The organism is Sphingomonas sp., from assembly GCF_042091075.1.
GTDB lineage: Bacteria > Pseudomonadota > Alphaproteobacteria > Sphingomonadales > Sphingomonadaceae > Sphingomonas.
The window spans coordinates 1-14,435 of record NZ_JBELIE010000081.1; the positions used below are offsets into that span (position 1 = coordinate 1).

A 14,435-nucleotide genomic window follows, 5' to 3' on the forward strand; every position below is an offset into this window, starting at 1 on the left:
CATGGCGCGTTCTTCGGCGTAGGATCGGTGGTCGCCGCCAGCCTCGTGCCGCCGGACAGGCGTGCGGGGGCGGTGGCAGCGATGTTCACCGGGCTGACCGTCGCCACCATCGGCGGTGTGCCGGCGGCGACCTGGGTCAGCGAGGCGATCGGCTGGCGTACCGCCTTCGCCGGGATTGCTGGCGTAGGGGCGATCGCGATGCTCTCGCTACGTCTGGCGCTGCCGCCGCTCCCCGCTGCCGGGGGCGGCGACATGCGTGCCGAACTGCGCGTGTTGAAACGCGGTCCTGTGTTGATGGCGCTGGCACTGACCACGATCGGCTTCGGCGGCGTGTTTACCGTCTTCACCTATATCGTCCCGATCCTGCGCGACGTGACGCATGGCTCGACCGCCTATGTCACCGGGATGCTGATGCTGTTCGGGGTCGGCGCGACGATCGGCAATGCGCTCGGCGGCAGGCTCGCCGACCGTTCGGTCGACCGCGCGCTGACGATGATGCTGGCGATCATGGCGGTGACGTTGCTCGCCTTCACCATATTGATGCAATGGCCGCTGACCGCTGCCGTCGCGATCCTGATCTGGGGTATCGCCAGTTTTGCGACCGTCCCGCCCTTGCAGATGCGGGTGATGGACGCGGCATCGGACGCGCCGAACCTCGCCTCCGCGATGAACATCGGGGCGTTCAATCTGGGCAATGCGATCGGTGCGGCGCTGGGCGGCGGCGTGATCGGCGCCGGATGGGGCTTGCCCATCGTGGCGATCGCGGGCGCGACGATGGCGGCAGCCGCGCTCATGATCCTGCTCGCGGCTCATCGCCCGACGCGCGCAGCCGCTTGCCCGGCGTGAAGCGGCGCCGCCGGGCGGGCGACGACGCTTACTGTTTCTGTGCCTCGTCGCGCTGGGTGCGGGCGGTCATGCCGGTGGCGGAGGCGTCGTCGAGCATCTGCTCGTCGGGGGCGGCGGCCTCTTCGGGCGGCAGTGCGACGGTGTCGTTGACGATCGGTTGCTCGATCGCGGTCGGCTCGGCACTGGGCTGATCGGTGGGTTCGAACGTGGGAGTCTCGGTCGGCATCACCTCATTGGTCGGCGCCGGCTGCTCGGGTTCGGAGCGCGAGCAGGCGGACAATGCCGCCGCCGTGGCAAGCGCGGCAAACATCAGCGGGCGGACTGGCAAGGTCTTCACATTCTTCCCCTTGGTTATCGTGTCGGTGTCGGCGGGCCCGGGTGTCACCGCGACGCCAGTGCCTGGGTCGCGGAGCGGCGTTCCACCGAGGCGGCCAGCTTGCCGTCCCAGCCATAGGGATCGTCGCGGAAGCCGACCTGGCCATTCTGGTTCGCGAACGCGCTCCAGTACATCAGGTAGACGCTGACCGGCTCCGCCATCTGCGCGCGTACCGTCTTGCCGGCTTCGACGGCGGCATCGATCTTGTCGGGTTGCCAGTCGGGCGTGGTGCGCATCAGGAGCTTGGCGAGGTCGGCGGGCTTTTCCAGCCGGACGCAGCCATGGCTGGCGAGCCGATCGAATTTCGAGAAGCCCGATTGCGCGGGCGTATCATGCAGATAGACCGCGAAATTGTTCGGGAAATCGAACTTGAACCGGCCCAGCGCGCTCTTCTCCGAGGATTGCTGCAGGCGTTTTGACCCGTCGCCATTGTCGATCACGCGAAAACCGTTGCGCTTGAGATAGCCGGGGTTGGCCCTTTCCTTCGGCCACAATTCCTTCGTGGCGATCGAGCTGGGCACGTTCCACGGCGGATTGATGACGATGCTGTTGATGCGGCTGACCAGCATCGGCGTTTCGTTGCCGGGCCGCCCGGTGACCGCCTTCATCGACATCACCGGCTCGTCGCCGTCGAACACCGTCAGCACCGCCGCCGCGATATTGACCTGAACGCGGTGCCGGTCCAGCTCGGAGGGCAGCCAGCGCCAGCGTTCCATATTCGCCATGATCTGCCGGATGCGCTGTTCGACGGGCACGTTGAGCGCGGCGAGCGTCTGCGCGCCCACCTGCCCGGCGGGATTAAGGCCGTAACGTCGCTGAGCGCGCCGCACGCCATCGAGCAATGCGGCGTCGAAGCGGTCACCGCTCGCCGGCACCGCCGGGTCCTCCATCGCCAGCCGCTCGCGCAGCTTCGCCACCGCCGGGCCGCGGCTGCCGAATACCGGCGCGACGCTCAACTGTGGCCAGCCGCCCGCCGCCGCGATGGTGCGATAACGATCCAGCCCCTTCACCAGCGTATCATAGCCGACATAGGGCGGGGGCAGCGATCGCACCCATGCCGCCAGCCGATCCTGCGCCACCGCCGCGGTGAAGCCGGGCAGCGGATCATAGGGCTGGGGACGGATCCCCCAGTCCTTCTGGAAATCGTCGGGCATCAGCCGCCCGCTGTGCACCGCCCGCGCGTGATCGAGCGCGATCCGCACCAGCGTGGCGCTGTCCAGCGACGCCAGATCGCGGGGCTTGCCGATCCGCAGCCCCTGCGACACCTCGTCGTCGGCGATCAGCTGCGCGAGCTGATGCGCCTGGGCGCTGGTGATCGTCGGATAGACCGGCGCGGTGACGCTCGTCGCGCCGACCGGCGCGGGCGGGACGACCAGCGGAACCGGCGTGCCGCCCGCGCGGGGGGTGACCATCTGCGCCGATGCGGCGGTGCTGGCGAGCAGCCCGGCCGCGACGATCAGGGCGCGTTGTCCGATGGTTGTGCCGTTGGCTGCTCGTGTCACCCGGTGCTTCCCCGCTATTCGAATCGTCATATCGCGCGTCTATGCCCATCACCGTCCGTCCCCACGATGAACGGGGAAGATACGGGATTTGCGGTCCGGCGCCGGGCGTGACAACGCACGCGAGACGCCGTCGCCCACCTTAGGCCACGGAAGCCAGCGGAGGAAGCATGGATACCGAATTTGAGCGAGTGCGGTCGCTGCAGGGGATCCACAATTTCCGCGACTATGGCGGGTATCGCGCCGTCGACGGCGTGTTGCGCACCGCGACGCTGTTCCGATCGGGACAGCATGCCGGCGCCACCCCGGCGGACCTCGGCGCTGTGCAGGCGCTGCACCTGCGCACCGTCGTCGATCTGCGCGGCGATGCTGAACGCCGCGCGGCACCGTGCGTGCGGCATCCGGAGTTTGGCGCGGAGGTGCTGTTCGCTGCGGGCGAGACGGCCGGGGACAGTCTGGCGCCGCATGAGGAGGCCGGGCAGGGCATCCGCTCCGCCGACGAAGCGCAGGCGGCGATGACGCAACTCTACACGACGATGCCGTTCCGCCCGGTGCTGGTCGACAGTCTGCGGCTCTATTTCGCCGCGCTGGCGACGCAGGACGGCAGCAGCCTGGTCCATTGCCTCGCCGGGAAGGATCGTACCGGATGGGCGGTCGCGCTGCTGCATCATCTGCTGGGGGTGCATGCCGACGATATCATGGCGGATTATCTGCTGACCAACACGGCTGGCGATCAGGCGGCGCGGATCGGATCAGCGGCGGCGAGCATTCGCGAGCGCTATGGCGCGCAGATGGACGACGATGCGATCGTCACGTTGATGTCCGTGCACCCGGATTATCTGATGACCGCCTTCGATGCGATCCAGGCACGTTACGGCTCCGTCACCGGCTATGCCGAAGCGGTGCTGGCGGTCGATGCGGCCGCGCTGGAGCGTTTGCGCGCGCGGCTGATCGCCTGACCGTGGCGGCCGTGCAGCCCGGACGGGCGACGGGCGTTGAAGAGGGCATGACACGGGCCTGGTGCATCTTCAATCCCGCCTCGGGCAGCGTTTCGGAACAACGACGCGACGCCGCGCTGGCGCTGCTCTCGGCGAACGCGACGATCGCCGGGCGGACGGATTTCCCGACCGAGCCGCTGCCGTCGCTGACGCAGCTTGCGGGCGCCGGCGTGGATACGGTCGTGGTGCTGGCGGGAGACGGGACGATCAACGCGGTGGTGCGCGCGCTGGCGGACTGGGATCGGGGTGTACTGATCCTGCCGGGCGGGACGATGAACCTGCTCGCAAAACGATTGCACGGCGACGTCGACGATGCCGCGATCATCGCCCGCGCGCCGCATGCGCCGCGCGTCGCCTTGGCGACGATCGAGGCGGCGGGGGAGGTCGCGGTGGTGGGCGTCATCCTCGGTCCGGCGACTAGCTGGAACCGCGCGCGGGAACGCTGGCGGGCGGGGCGCTGGCGCGGCTGGTGGCGGGCGATGGTTCATGCCGCGCGCCGCTCGTTGCGGCAGGGGGTGCGCCTCGACGCCCTGCCGGCGCGCGCGCAGGCGATCTTCATCGCCACCGCGGGGGAGGGGATGTTGTCCGCCAGGGCGATCGAGGCGCGCGATGCTGGCCGGATCGCCCGGCTCGGCTGGGAATGGCTGACGGGCGACTGGATGGCCGCCCCGGCGGTGACGGTGGTGGAGCGCGCGTGCTTCCATATCGTCGGCCGGCGCCCGGCCGCCGCGTTGTTCGATGGCGAGCCGGCGTTGCTGTCGCCGGGCACCGCCATTACCGCAGGCTCCACCCGCCGCATGTTTCTTCAGACCCGTGAGTTATCCGCATGACCAAGCTTTTCCATGTCAGCGATGTCCATTTCGGTGCCGAGGATCCGGCGGCGATCGCCTGGTTCAGCGAGCGTGTCGCGGCGGAGAAGCCCGATGCGGTGATCATGACCGGGGATCTGACGATGCGGGCCACCAAGGCGGAGTTCGAGGCCGGCGGCGCATGGCTGCGCAGCCTCGGCGTGCCGGTGACGCTGGAGGTGGGTAACCACGATCTGCCGTATTACTGGGATCCCCTGCGGCGGCTGTTCGCGCCCTATTCGCGCTTCGCCGCGGTCGAGCGGATGATCGAACGCCCGCTGGACGTCGCCGGGATCACGGTGGTGCCATTGAAGACCACCGCTCGCGCACAATGGCGGTGGAACTGGTCGAAGGGGCGCGTCAGCAGCGGATCGCTGCGGCGCGCGCTGGCGCTGATCGCGGCGGCTCCGGACGATCATCTGATCTTCGTCGCGGGGCATCATCCGCTGATCGAGGGCGGCACCCGGGGCACCGCGAAGACGCATGGCGGCGATCAGGCGCTGGCGGCACTGGCGGATGCGGGCGCGCATGCGGTGCTGTCCGGGCATGTGCACGATCCGTTCGACGTGCCCTACGAACGCGACGGCTGGCGGCTACGACTGATCGGCGCGGGCACGCTGTCCAAACGCACCCGTCAGACGCCGCCCGCGTTCAACGAGATCCGCATCAGCGGGGGGCGGTTCGAGACGCTGGTACGCACCATGTCCGACGCGCCGGTTCATTCGATCAGTGAGACGGCGCTGGCCGGGCGGGCGTAGTCGCGGCGTGTTCCATGCGAGCGCGCTATCCCTGCACGCGCTGTGGCCGGATGGCAGGCGGGGCAGGCACGCTGCCGGAAAGCGGCCATGGCGCTGACCCGCCCGAACGACTATCTGCATGCTGTGCCAAAGAAACCAACCGCCGGGCTGCCGACGCGCGAGCAGATCCTCGACTTCATCGCCACCTCCGACGTGCCGGCCGGTAAGCGGGAGATCGCGCGCGCCTTCGGGCTGAGCGCGCAGGAGAAGATCGCGCTGAAGGCACGGCTGAAGGACATGGCCGACGAAGGCCTGATCGACAGCGCGCCGGGCCGGGCGTTTCACAGGATGGGCGGGTTGCCCAAGGTGACGGTGTTGCGGATCGTCGACGTCGACGACGGCGGCAACGTCTGGGCCGAGCCGGAACGCTGGGAAGCCGATACGCCGAGCCCGCGCATCCGTGTGCGGGAGCGCAGCCGGCGCGGCGCGCTGGCCGTGGGGGAGCGGATCCTGGCGCGCACCGAGGAAGCCGGCCAGGGTTGGATCGCGCACCCGATGAAGGTGCTGCAACGAAGCGCGGAGCAGATCATCGGCGTGTTGCGGGCGGACGGGGATCGGCTGTTCCTGCAATCGGTCGACAAGAAAGAGCGCCGCGACTGGGCGGTGTCCGATGCCGGCGAGGCGCGCGCCGGTGATCTGGTGCTGGCGGAAATGGCCGGACGCCCGCCGCGGATCACCGCGCGGGTTGTGCAGCGGCTGGGCGATCCGTTCGCGCCGCGGAGCTTTTCGCTGATCGCGATCCACAAACTGGGCATCCCCGACGTCTTTTCCGAAGATGCGCTGGCGGAGGCGGAGCGGGTCGCCCGCCAGCCACTGGGGGACGGGCGCGAGGATCTGACGCATCTGCCGATCGTCGCAATCGATCCCGCCGACGCGCGCGACCATGACGATGCGGTCTGGGCCGCGCCCGATGACGATTCCGGCAATGACGGCGGATGGAAGGCGATCGTCGCGATCGCCGATGTGAGCTTCTACGTCCGCCCCGACACGGCGATCGATCGCGAGGCGCGACGGCGCGGCAATTCGGTCTACTTCCCCGATCGCGTCGTGCCGATGCTGCCCGAGGTACTGTCGGCGGACGTCTGTTCGCTGAAGGCGGGCGAGGATCGCGCCGCGCTGGCATGCCATCTCCAGGTGACGAAGGCGGGGGCACTGGCATCGTGGCGCTTCACGCGCGCGACGGTGCGGCTGGCGGCCAATATCGCCTATGAGGATGCGCAGGCCGCGATCGATGCGCCGACCGCCGCGAACCCCGGGCGTCGCTGGGATGCGGCGCTGATCGAGACGGCCCTGGCCCCGCTGTGGGATTGCTGGCGCGCGCTGGCGGCGGCGCGGGACAAGCGTGAGCCGCTGGCACTCGACCTGCCCGAGCGTCGCGTGCAGCTTGATGAGAAGGGACGGATCATGTCGGTCGCGCCGCGCGAACGGCTCGATGCGCATCGCCTGATCGAGGATTATATGATCGCCGCCAATGTCGCCGCCGCCAAGGCGCTCGAGGCGAAGAAGGCGCCGGTGATGTATCGCGTGCACGAGCCGCCAGCGCGCGAGAAGCTGATGGCGTTGAAGGACTATCTTGCAACCTTCGGTGTGCCGTTCGCACTGGGTCAGGTGATCCGCCCGGCGACGTTCAACCATATTCTCGAACGCGTCGGTGATGCCGAGTTCCGACCCGAGATCATGGAACAGGTGCTGCGGACGCAGACGCAAGCCTATTACGCTCCCGCCAACCACGGCCATTTCGGCTTGTCATTGGGCAGCTATGCGCATTTCACCTCGCCGATCCGCCGCTATGCCGACCTGATGGTGCACCGTGCCCTGGTCTCGGCTTATGCGCTCGGGCCTGGCGGATTGAAGGGCGACGAGGATTTCGAGCGCGCGGGCGAGACGATCAGCGCGCTGGAACGCCGCGCGATGGAGGCGGAGCGCGACACGATCGACCGCTATGTCGCCGCCTTCCTGTCGGAGCGGGTGGGCGAACTGGTCGAGGCGCGGATCACCGGGGTGGCTTCGTTCGGCTTTTTCGCGACGGTCGAGGGCGTCGGCGGCGACGGCTTGATGCCGGTACGCGATCTGGGCAGCGAATATTTCCGCTATGATGAGGGTGCCCGGCAGTTGATCGGCGAGCATAGCGGCGATCGCTACGCGCAGGGGCAGCGCATCGCGCTGCGGCTGGCCGAGGCCAATCCGGTATCGGGGGCGCTCCGCTTCGAACTGCCGGAGGGGCGCTACGCCTCCCCGACGGGGCGTCAGAACGGGTCATCACGCCCGCCGCGAGTCTTGAAGCGGCGGGGTCGGCCCGCAAATATCCGTCATCAGGGCGGCAAGAGATAGGGAAGGCTCACGGCATGTCCGGAACCGTAATAGCAGCGACGGTGGTGCGCATGCGCAAGCGCATCGAATGGCATTTCATCTCGGCGGGGGCGACGCGCAACGATGCGGCGATCCCGTTCGAGCGACCGGACAAGCGGCTGGAACGCCGTATCTTCGATCGCATGCTGGCGTTCGGCGCGATCGAGAAGACGCCCGAGGGCAAATATTGGCTGGTCGAGAAGCGACTGGGCGATTTCCAGAAGGAGTCGATCGCGCGCGTGCTGGGGATGCTCGCAATCGCCGGCTTCGCCGCCGCCGGGATGCTCGCGCTCGGCGGGTGAGGGGCCGCACCCTCGCCGCCGTGCGAGGCCAGACGATCAGCCCGCGGTGAAGGTCATCCCCGCGCTCGCCACCAGCCGTTGACGCAGCTTGACGCCCATCAACGCGCCCGGCGTCCATATGCCGCCGTCGCCCTGCACGTCGTTGACAAGGCACAATGCGCTTTCAGCGAGCATCTTCGACGTGCAGCCGTAGCCGGGGTCCTTGTCGCCGGTCACCACCGCATCGATCCGCTGGCCATCGGGCATCAGGCCGACGAACAATATGTCGAAGAAACCGGCGTCGCGTTCTTCCTTCGATGGGCCCTCGCCTGGCTTGGGGCCCTTGTCACCTGCCAGCGGGTTGAGTTTCGCCAGCGCCTCCGCCGCCGCCTTGCCCATATCACCCAGCCCGGCGACCACCATCTCGTCATAGACGATGTCGCCCCATGGCTGCCCGAGCAGAAAATTGGTGCGGTGCACGTTCTTGGTGTTGATCGGCGCCATCACGAAGGGGGCGACCCAGGCGTTGATGGTGCTATCGAACTCGGGCAGCAGGCCCGCCGGCTGACGGGGGCCGGCATGGCCGGGCGCGAGCGCGAACGGGTCGGTCAGCAGCATCACCAGCGACGGATTGCGCGCCGCCGCCGCCATGGTGGCCTTCAGGCTGGCCGCGGTGCCGCCGGAGAATTTGCCCTTCATCTGCCGGACGCGGCATTTGACGCGGGGCACCGGCTGGCCGAAGCGCGCATGCGCCGCTTCCTGTAAGGTCAGCATGCCCAGATCGAAGGGGATCGAGTCGAACCCGCAGGAAAACACGATCCGCGCGCCGGTCCGCTGTGCCTCGGCGTGGTGACGGTCGATCATCCCGCGCATCCACGCCGGCTCGCCGCACAGATCGACATAAGCGGTGCCCGTCGCCGCACAGGCCGCGACCAAATCATTGCCATACAATTGATACGGCCCCACCGTCGTGATGATCACCGTCGCGCGTTCGCACATCGCGCGCAACGAGGCGGGATCATCGGCGTTGGCGGTGATCAGCGGGATATCGGCAGGCACGCCCATCTCGGCGCGCACCTCCTGCAGCTTGGTCAACGAACGCCCCGCCATCGCCCAACGCACCCCCTGGGGATAGGTTTGCGCCAGATATTCGGCCACCAGCCGCCCGGTGAAGCCAGTCGCGCCATAGACGATGACGTCGAATTCGCGGGCCATGATCCTCTCCTGTACGTCTTTGGGCGGAATGTGAAGCAGCGGAGGGCGCCGGGCAAGTCATCTCGCCCGCTTCATACCCTCCCGGCCGGCGGGCGTGGTGAGGGGAGGTAGCTGGTCAGGCGTCGTGAAACTGCAGGCTTGCCAGCCGCGCGTACAGGCCGCCGCGTGTCGCCAGATCCGCGTGGCGACCTGCCTCGACGATACGGCCCTGGTCCATCACCACGATCCGGTCGGCGGCACGGACGGTGGCGAGGCGATGCGCGATGACGATCGTCGTGCGGGCGACCATCAGCCGCTCGAGCGCATCCTGCACCAATCGCTCGCTTTCGGCGTCGAGCGCGCTGGTCGCTTCGTCGAGCAGCAGGATCGGGGCGTCGCGCAGCAGCGCGCGTGCGATCGCGACGCGCTGCCGCTGGCCGCCCGACAGCCGCGCGCCGCCCTCACCCAGAAAGGTATTAAGCCCGTCGGGCAGGGCGCGGAGGAAGTCGGCGGCGTTGGCGGCCTCCGCTGCGCGCCAGATCTCGGCATCGCTCGCGTCCCAGCGGCCATAACGCAAATTGTCGCGCGCGGTCGTGCCGAAGATCACTGTTTCCTGGGGTACCATCGCGATCCGCGCCCGCACCGCCGCCGGGTCCGCGCGGCGCAGGTCGACGCCGTCGACCAGCACCGAGCCCGCCGAGGGTCGGTAGAAATGCTGGAGCAACTGGAGCAGCGTCGACTTTCCTGCGCCCGATGGGCCGACCACCGCCAGCGTTTCGCCCGGTTCCACCGACAGGGTGAAATCATGCAGTGCCGCGACATCGGGGCGCGTGGGATAGCGGAACTCGACCTGCTCGAACGCGACGCGGCCCTGCGGCGGGAAGGGAAGCGCGACCGGATGGGCGGGGGCGGCAATCGTGGGACGCTCCGACAGCAACTCCGACAGGCGCCCGGCCGCGCCGGCGCCACGCAGCAGATCCCCATACACCTCCGTCAACGCGCCGAATGCGCCAGCGACGATGCCGCCGGTCAGCACGAACGCGGCGATCGCGCCGCCGGAGAGCCGGCCCGCCGCGACGTCGATCGCGCCTTCCCACAAGACCAGCGTGATCGCGCCGAAGATCAGCCCGATGACGATCGCGGTCATCACCGCGCGCAGCGCGATGCGCTTTTGTGCTGCCGCCATCGTCGCTTCCACCGCCTCGCCGAAGCGCGCGCTCTCGCGGCGCTCCTGCCCGAATGCCTGGACGATCTTCATCGCCCCCAGCGTTTCGGAGACGATCGATCCCACGTCAGCGATGCGATCCTGCGAGGTGCGCGAATGGGTGCGGACCCGTTTGCCGAGCAGCGCGATCGGCGCGATGATCAATGGAATACCCAGCAGCAGCATGCCCGCCAGCTTCGGGGAAATGGCGAAGAGATAGATCAGCCCGCCGACGGCGGTGAAGCTGTTGCGCAGCGCGATCGACACCGTGCTGCCCACCACGGTTTCGATCTGCGTTGTGTCGGCGGTCAGCCGCGAAGCGATCTCGGAGGGGCGGTTTTCCTCGTAGAAACTGGGGCTCAGCGTCATCAGGTGGCGCTGCACATCGGTTCGGATATCCGCCACCACCCGCTCGCCCAGCCACGATACGAAGTAGAAGCGCACCGCCGTGCCGAGTGCGAGGACCAGCACGATCATCAGCATGTAGTGAAATGACGAGGCCATCGAGTCGGCGGTGCCGCCGCCGACGAAGCCGCGATCGATCACGCGCTTGAAACTGTAGGGGATCGCGATCGTCGCGGCCGAAGTGACCGCCAGCGCGAGGCAGGCGGCGGCGATCTGCGCCGGGTAGCGGCGTGCCCGCTGCCATACCATCGCGAGATTGCCGATACGGCGGGACGGAGCGACATCGGGAACGCTGGCCATGACAGCGCCCTAGCGCGCCCACCCGTCACGCTCAATCCGACTGTGTTCGCTGCGCCATGTTGGAACGATCTTCCCGCGTGAAGCGATAATGCTGCATCGCAGCGTAAAGCGTTTGTATTAAAAGCGCGCCGGGCCCATATCGGGGCATGCCGGCCGGGCGAGGAAGGAACACGATGCTGTACGATGCCTATGAATTTCAGCGCTCCTGGCTGGCATCCGCCAGCGCGATGGCGACGTTCGGGGCCAACTGGCTGAAAAATCCGTCCAACCCGCTCGGTTATCTGGGGGGTGGGCCGCTGATGGCGTCGGCGCTGGAAGTGTTCGCGCATGCGGCGGCGTCGCGCGGGAAGCCCGCCTTCGGCTTCACGCGGACGACCGTCGATGGCCGCGAGGTGGCGGTGCACGAAGAGATCGTCGCGCAAAAGCCGTTCGGTCAGCTCAAGCGCTTCGTGCGCGAAGGTGTCGAGGGGCAGCCCAAGCTATTGATCGTCGCGCCGATGTCCGGCCATTTCGCGACGCTCTTGCGCGGTACGGTGGAGCGGATGCTGCCGGTCGCGGACGTGTATATCACCGACTGGCGCGACGCGAAGCTGGTGCCCACCGACGAGGGCCGTTTCGACCTCGACGATTATATCGATTATCTGGTGTCGTTCCTCGAAACGATCGGGGAAGGTGCACATATGCTGGCGGTGTGCCAGCCGTCGGTGCCGTCCCTCGCGGCGGTGGCGCTGATGAGCGCGGATCGCCACCCGTGTCGCCCGCGCACGCTGACGATGATGGGCGGCCCGATCGATACGCGCGAAGCGCCGACCGCGGTCAACACATTGGCGACCGAGCGGCCTTTCGCCTGGTTCGAGCACAATGTCATCGCGACGGTGCCGCTGCTGTATCCGGGTGCGGGGCGGAAGGTCTATCCCGGCTTCCTGCAACTCAGCGGGTTCATGACGATGAACCTCGGCAATCACATGATGAGCCATTACGAGTTGTTCAAGCATCTCGTCACGGGGGACGGCGAAAGCGCCGACGCGACCAAGAGCTTCTATGACGAATATCGCTCGGTCTGCGATATGACCGCCGAATTCTATCTGCAAACGATCGATACCGTCTTCCAGAACCACAAGCTGCCGAAGGGCGAGATGACGCATCGCGGCCGCCCGGTCGATCTGGGCGCGATCACCGACGTGGGACTGCTCGCGATCGAGGGCGAGCGCGACGATATCTCGGGGCTGGGCCAGACGAAGGCCGCCCTCACGCTGGCGACGCATCTGCCCGACGAGAAGAAGCGCTATCTGATGGCCGAGGGGGTCGGTCACTATGGCATCTTCAACGGATCGAAGTGGCGTAACCGCATTGCGCCGGTGGTGGAGGAATTCATCGCCACGCACGCCTGAGGACGCGATCGGTGACGGCGGGCGCAGGCTGAATACGCCGGACATGCGGCGTCTCGCCGCCGTTCGTTACCATTGAAAGAGGCGGCGGATGGTTGTCCATCCGCCGCCTCGTCACTTACGCATAATTGCGGATTACGCTGGCGAGTTTTCCGCAGTCGTGCCGACTTTCGCGTGGCTGCCTGCTTCGTCCGAGCGGATCGTGCCGCCGAACAGCATCTTCAGCTTCCCGCCCAGCGACATATCGGTTTCCCACAATTCGGCGCTGTCGATATCGACGCGCAGCAACGCCAGATTGGGGTCTTCCTTGCCGCCCGGGAACCAGGCCTCGACCTGATTATTCCACAGCTTGTCGATTTGCGCCCGATCGTTGGCGATCTGGCCGCGCCCGGACAGGCAGGCGAAGTAATCATGCCCCTTGGACACGAACTGCAGCATCAGCTTGTCCTTGCCCGCGACGCGATTGTCCTTGCCGATGAAGAAGAACAAGGTGTCGACCTGATCCTCATCGAGCTGCGCCGTCAACGGCTCACTATGCGTCGATCCGTCGGCGGGGCCGACCATCACGAACGGGCTGGTCGACATTTTCTTCCACAGGTCGGTCTTCAGATCGCGCGGATCCGTGTTGGCGTCGGCCATCGTGCTACTCCTCTCGGTCGGTTTTATCGAGAACGAGGCGCGGGAAGGTTGGTTGCGCGAGTATGACGGAAGCGCCGAGGATCAATGACTAAGGTGTCGATCCGGCCCCCAACGCGACGAGCCCCGGCTGCGGCAGCAACCGGGGCTCGATCGAGAGCCGGACATGACGTCACCGACACGCGCCTGATGGCGGTCGCGGACGCCCCGTTAAGCGGTCAGAGAACCTCGAACAGTCCGGCCGCGCCCATGCCGCCACCGACGCACATCGTGACGACCACATATTTCGCGCCGCGCCGCTTGCCCTCGATCAGCGCGTGGCCGGTCATGCGAGCGCCCGACATGCCATAGGGGTGGCCGATCGAGATCGCGCCGCCGTTGACGTTCAGCAATTCATTGGGGATGCCGAGCTGGTCGCGGCAGTACAATACCTGCACCGCGAACGCTTCGTTCAACTCCCAAAGACCGATGTCGCCGACCGTCAATCCGTTGCGTTCCAGCAACTTGGGGATCGCGAACACCGGGCCGATGCCCATTTCGTCCGGCTTGGTGCCGGCGACCGCCATGCCGACATAGCGGCCGAGCGGGGTCAGCCCCTTTGCCGCCGCGATCTTCTCTTCCATCAGCACGCTCGCCGAGGCGCCGTCGGAGAGCTGCGACGCATTGCCCGCGGTGATGTTCAGGTCCGGGCCGAGCACGGGCTTGAGCGACTTCAGCCCCTCCAGCGTCGTATCGGCGCGATTGCCCTCGTCCTTGCTCAACGTGACGTCTTCATAGGAAACCTCCTTGGTTTCCTTGTTGACGTTCGCCTTGGTCGCGGTGACGGAGACGATCTCGTCGTCGAACTTGCCCGCGGCCTGGGCGGCGGCGGTGCGCATCTGCGACTGATAGCCATATTCGTCCTGCGCATCGCGGCTGATGCCGTACCGCTTCGCGACCACCTCGGCGGTCTGCAGCATCGGCATGTAGATGTCGTTGTGCATCGCCAGCAGTTCCTTGTCCGGCGCGACCCGCATCTCGGGCGTCTGGACCAGGCTGATGCTGTCGACGCCGCCGCCGATCGTGACATCCATGCCGTCGACGATGATCTGCTTCGCCGCGGTTGCGATCGCCATCAGCCCGGAGGCGCATTGCCGGTCGAGCGACATGCCCGACACGCTGGTCGGCAGGCCGGCGCGCAACAGGCTGGTGCGCGCGATATTCCCCGCCTGATGCCCTTGCTGCAGCGCGGACCCAATGATCACATCATCGACCTCGGCACCGTCGATGCCGGCGCGCTCGACGGCGGCCTTGATCGCGTGGCTGGCCAGCGTC

13 protein-coding genes are annotated in these 14,435 nt (G+C 67.5%); 7 read left to right on the forward strand and 6 right to left on the reverse strand.

Annotated elements, in window-relative coordinates; translation table 11 throughout:
- Positions 1-846, forward strand: an 846-nt coding sequence (locus ACFDSW_RS09660) for an MFS transporter (protein WP_375250079.1), incomplete at its 5' end; no start/stop codon positions are given.
- A 28-nt stretch (positions 847-874) separates the two neighbouring features.
- Here the strand turns inward: ACFDSW_RS09660 and ACFDSW_RS09665 are convergent.
- Both ACFDSW_RS09665 and ACFDSW_RS09670 read right to left on the reverse strand, forming a co-directional pair.
- Positions 875-1,183 carry a hypothetical protein gene (locus tag ACFDSW_RS09665; RefSeq protein WP_375250080.1) on the reverse strand — a complete coding sequence of 103 codons (309 nt, stop codon included), beginning with the start codon at positions 1,181-1,183 and terminating at the stop codon, positions 875-877.
- A 44-nt stretch (positions 1,184-1,227) separates the two neighbouring features.
- On the reverse strand, positions 1,228-2,634 hold the full coding sequence (locus tag ACFDSW_RS09670; protein ID WP_375250091.1) for a murein L,D-transpeptidase: 1,407 nt from the start codon (positions 2,632-2,634) through the stop codon (positions 1,228-1,230).
- A gap of 257 nt (positions 2,635-2,891) precedes the next feature.
- Here ACFDSW_RS09670 and ACFDSW_RS09675 point away from each other — a divergent pair, with 257 nt between their 5' ends.
- The 5 genes from ACFDSW_RS09675 to ACFDSW_RS09695 all read left to right on the forward strand — a co-directional run bounded on the left by ACFDSW_RS09675 (position 2,892) and on the right by ACFDSW_RS09695 (position 8,015).
- Complete coding sequence (locus ACFDSW_RS09675; RefSeq protein ID WP_375250081.1) at positions 2,892-3,680, forward strand: tyrosine-protein phosphatase; 789 nt, start codon at positions 2,892-2,894, stop codon at positions 3,678-3,680.
- A gap of 47 nt (positions 3,681-3,727) precedes the next feature.
- The gene (locus ACFDSW_RS09680; protein WP_375250082.1) at positions 3,728-4,549 is read left to right on the forward strand and encodes a diacylglycerol/lipid kinase family protein; all 822 of its coding nucleotides are present in this window, start codon (positions 3,728-3,730) and stop codon (positions 4,547-4,549) included.
- Positions 4,546-5,325, forward strand: a complete 780-nt coding sequence (locus tag ACFDSW_RS09685) for a metallophosphoesterase family protein (protein ID WP_375250083.1) — start codon at positions 4,546-4,548, stop codon at positions 5,323-5,325. Before ACFDSW_RS09680 ends, ACFDSW_RS09685 begins: the two co-directional genes overlap by 4 nt.
- 87 nt (positions 5,326-5,412) lie before the next feature.
- Positions 5,413-7,695: a ribonuclease R family protein gene (locus ACFDSW_RS09690; RefSeq protein WP_375250084.1), complete on the forward strand. Its 2,283-nt coding sequence runs from the start codon at positions 5,413-5,415 to the stop codon at positions 7,693-7,695.
- Between the two features lie 14 nt (positions 7,696-7,709).
- Positions 7,710-8,015, forward strand: a complete 306-nt coding sequence (locus tag ACFDSW_RS09695; protein WP_375250085.1) for a hypothetical protein — start codon at positions 7,710-7,712, stop codon at positions 8,013-8,015.
- Between the two features lie 36 nt (positions 8,016-8,051).
- Here the strand turns inward: ACFDSW_RS09695 and ACFDSW_RS09700 are convergent, their stop codons facing one another.
- Together ACFDSW_RS09700 and ACFDSW_RS09705 are read right to left on the reverse strand one after the other, a co-directional pair.
- On the reverse strand, positions 8,052-9,209 hold the full coding sequence (locus tag ACFDSW_RS09700; protein ID WP_375250086.1) for a saccharopine dehydrogenase family protein: 1,158 nt from the start codon (positions 9,207-9,209) through the stop codon (positions 8,052-8,054).
- 115 nt (positions 9,210-9,324) lie between these two features.
- On the reverse strand, positions 9,325-11,097 hold the full coding sequence (locus tag ACFDSW_RS09705; RefSeq protein ID WP_375250087.1) for an ABC transporter transmembrane domain-containing protein: 1,773 nt from the start codon (positions 11,095-11,097) through the stop codon (positions 9,325-9,327).
- A gap of 173 nt (positions 11,098-11,270) precedes the next feature.
- Here ACFDSW_RS09705 and ACFDSW_RS09710 point away from each other — a divergent pair, with 173 nt between their 5' ends.
- Positions 11,271-12,488, forward strand: a complete 1,218-nt coding sequence (locus ACFDSW_RS09710; protein ID WP_375250088.1) for a polyhydroxyalkanoate depolymerase — start codon at positions 11,271-11,273, stop codon at positions 12,486-12,488.
- Between the two features lie 132 nt (positions 12,489-12,620).
- On the opposite strand, the gene ACFDSW_RS09715 is transcribed toward ACFDSW_RS09710, so the two are convergent.
- Together ACFDSW_RS09715 and ACFDSW_RS09720 are read right to left on the reverse strand one after the other, a co-directional pair.
- A complete protein-coding gene (locus tag ACFDSW_RS09715) occupies positions 12,621-13,124 on the reverse strand; it encodes a pyridoxamine 5'-phosphate oxidase family protein (protein ID WP_375250089.1) in 504 nt (167 codons plus the stop codon).
- Between the two features lie 215 nt (positions 13,125-13,339).
- The coding region (locus ACFDSW_RS09720; RefSeq protein WP_375250090.1) for an acetyl-CoA C-acyltransferase at positions 13,340-14,435 on the reverse strand (1,096 nt) is incomplete at its 5' end.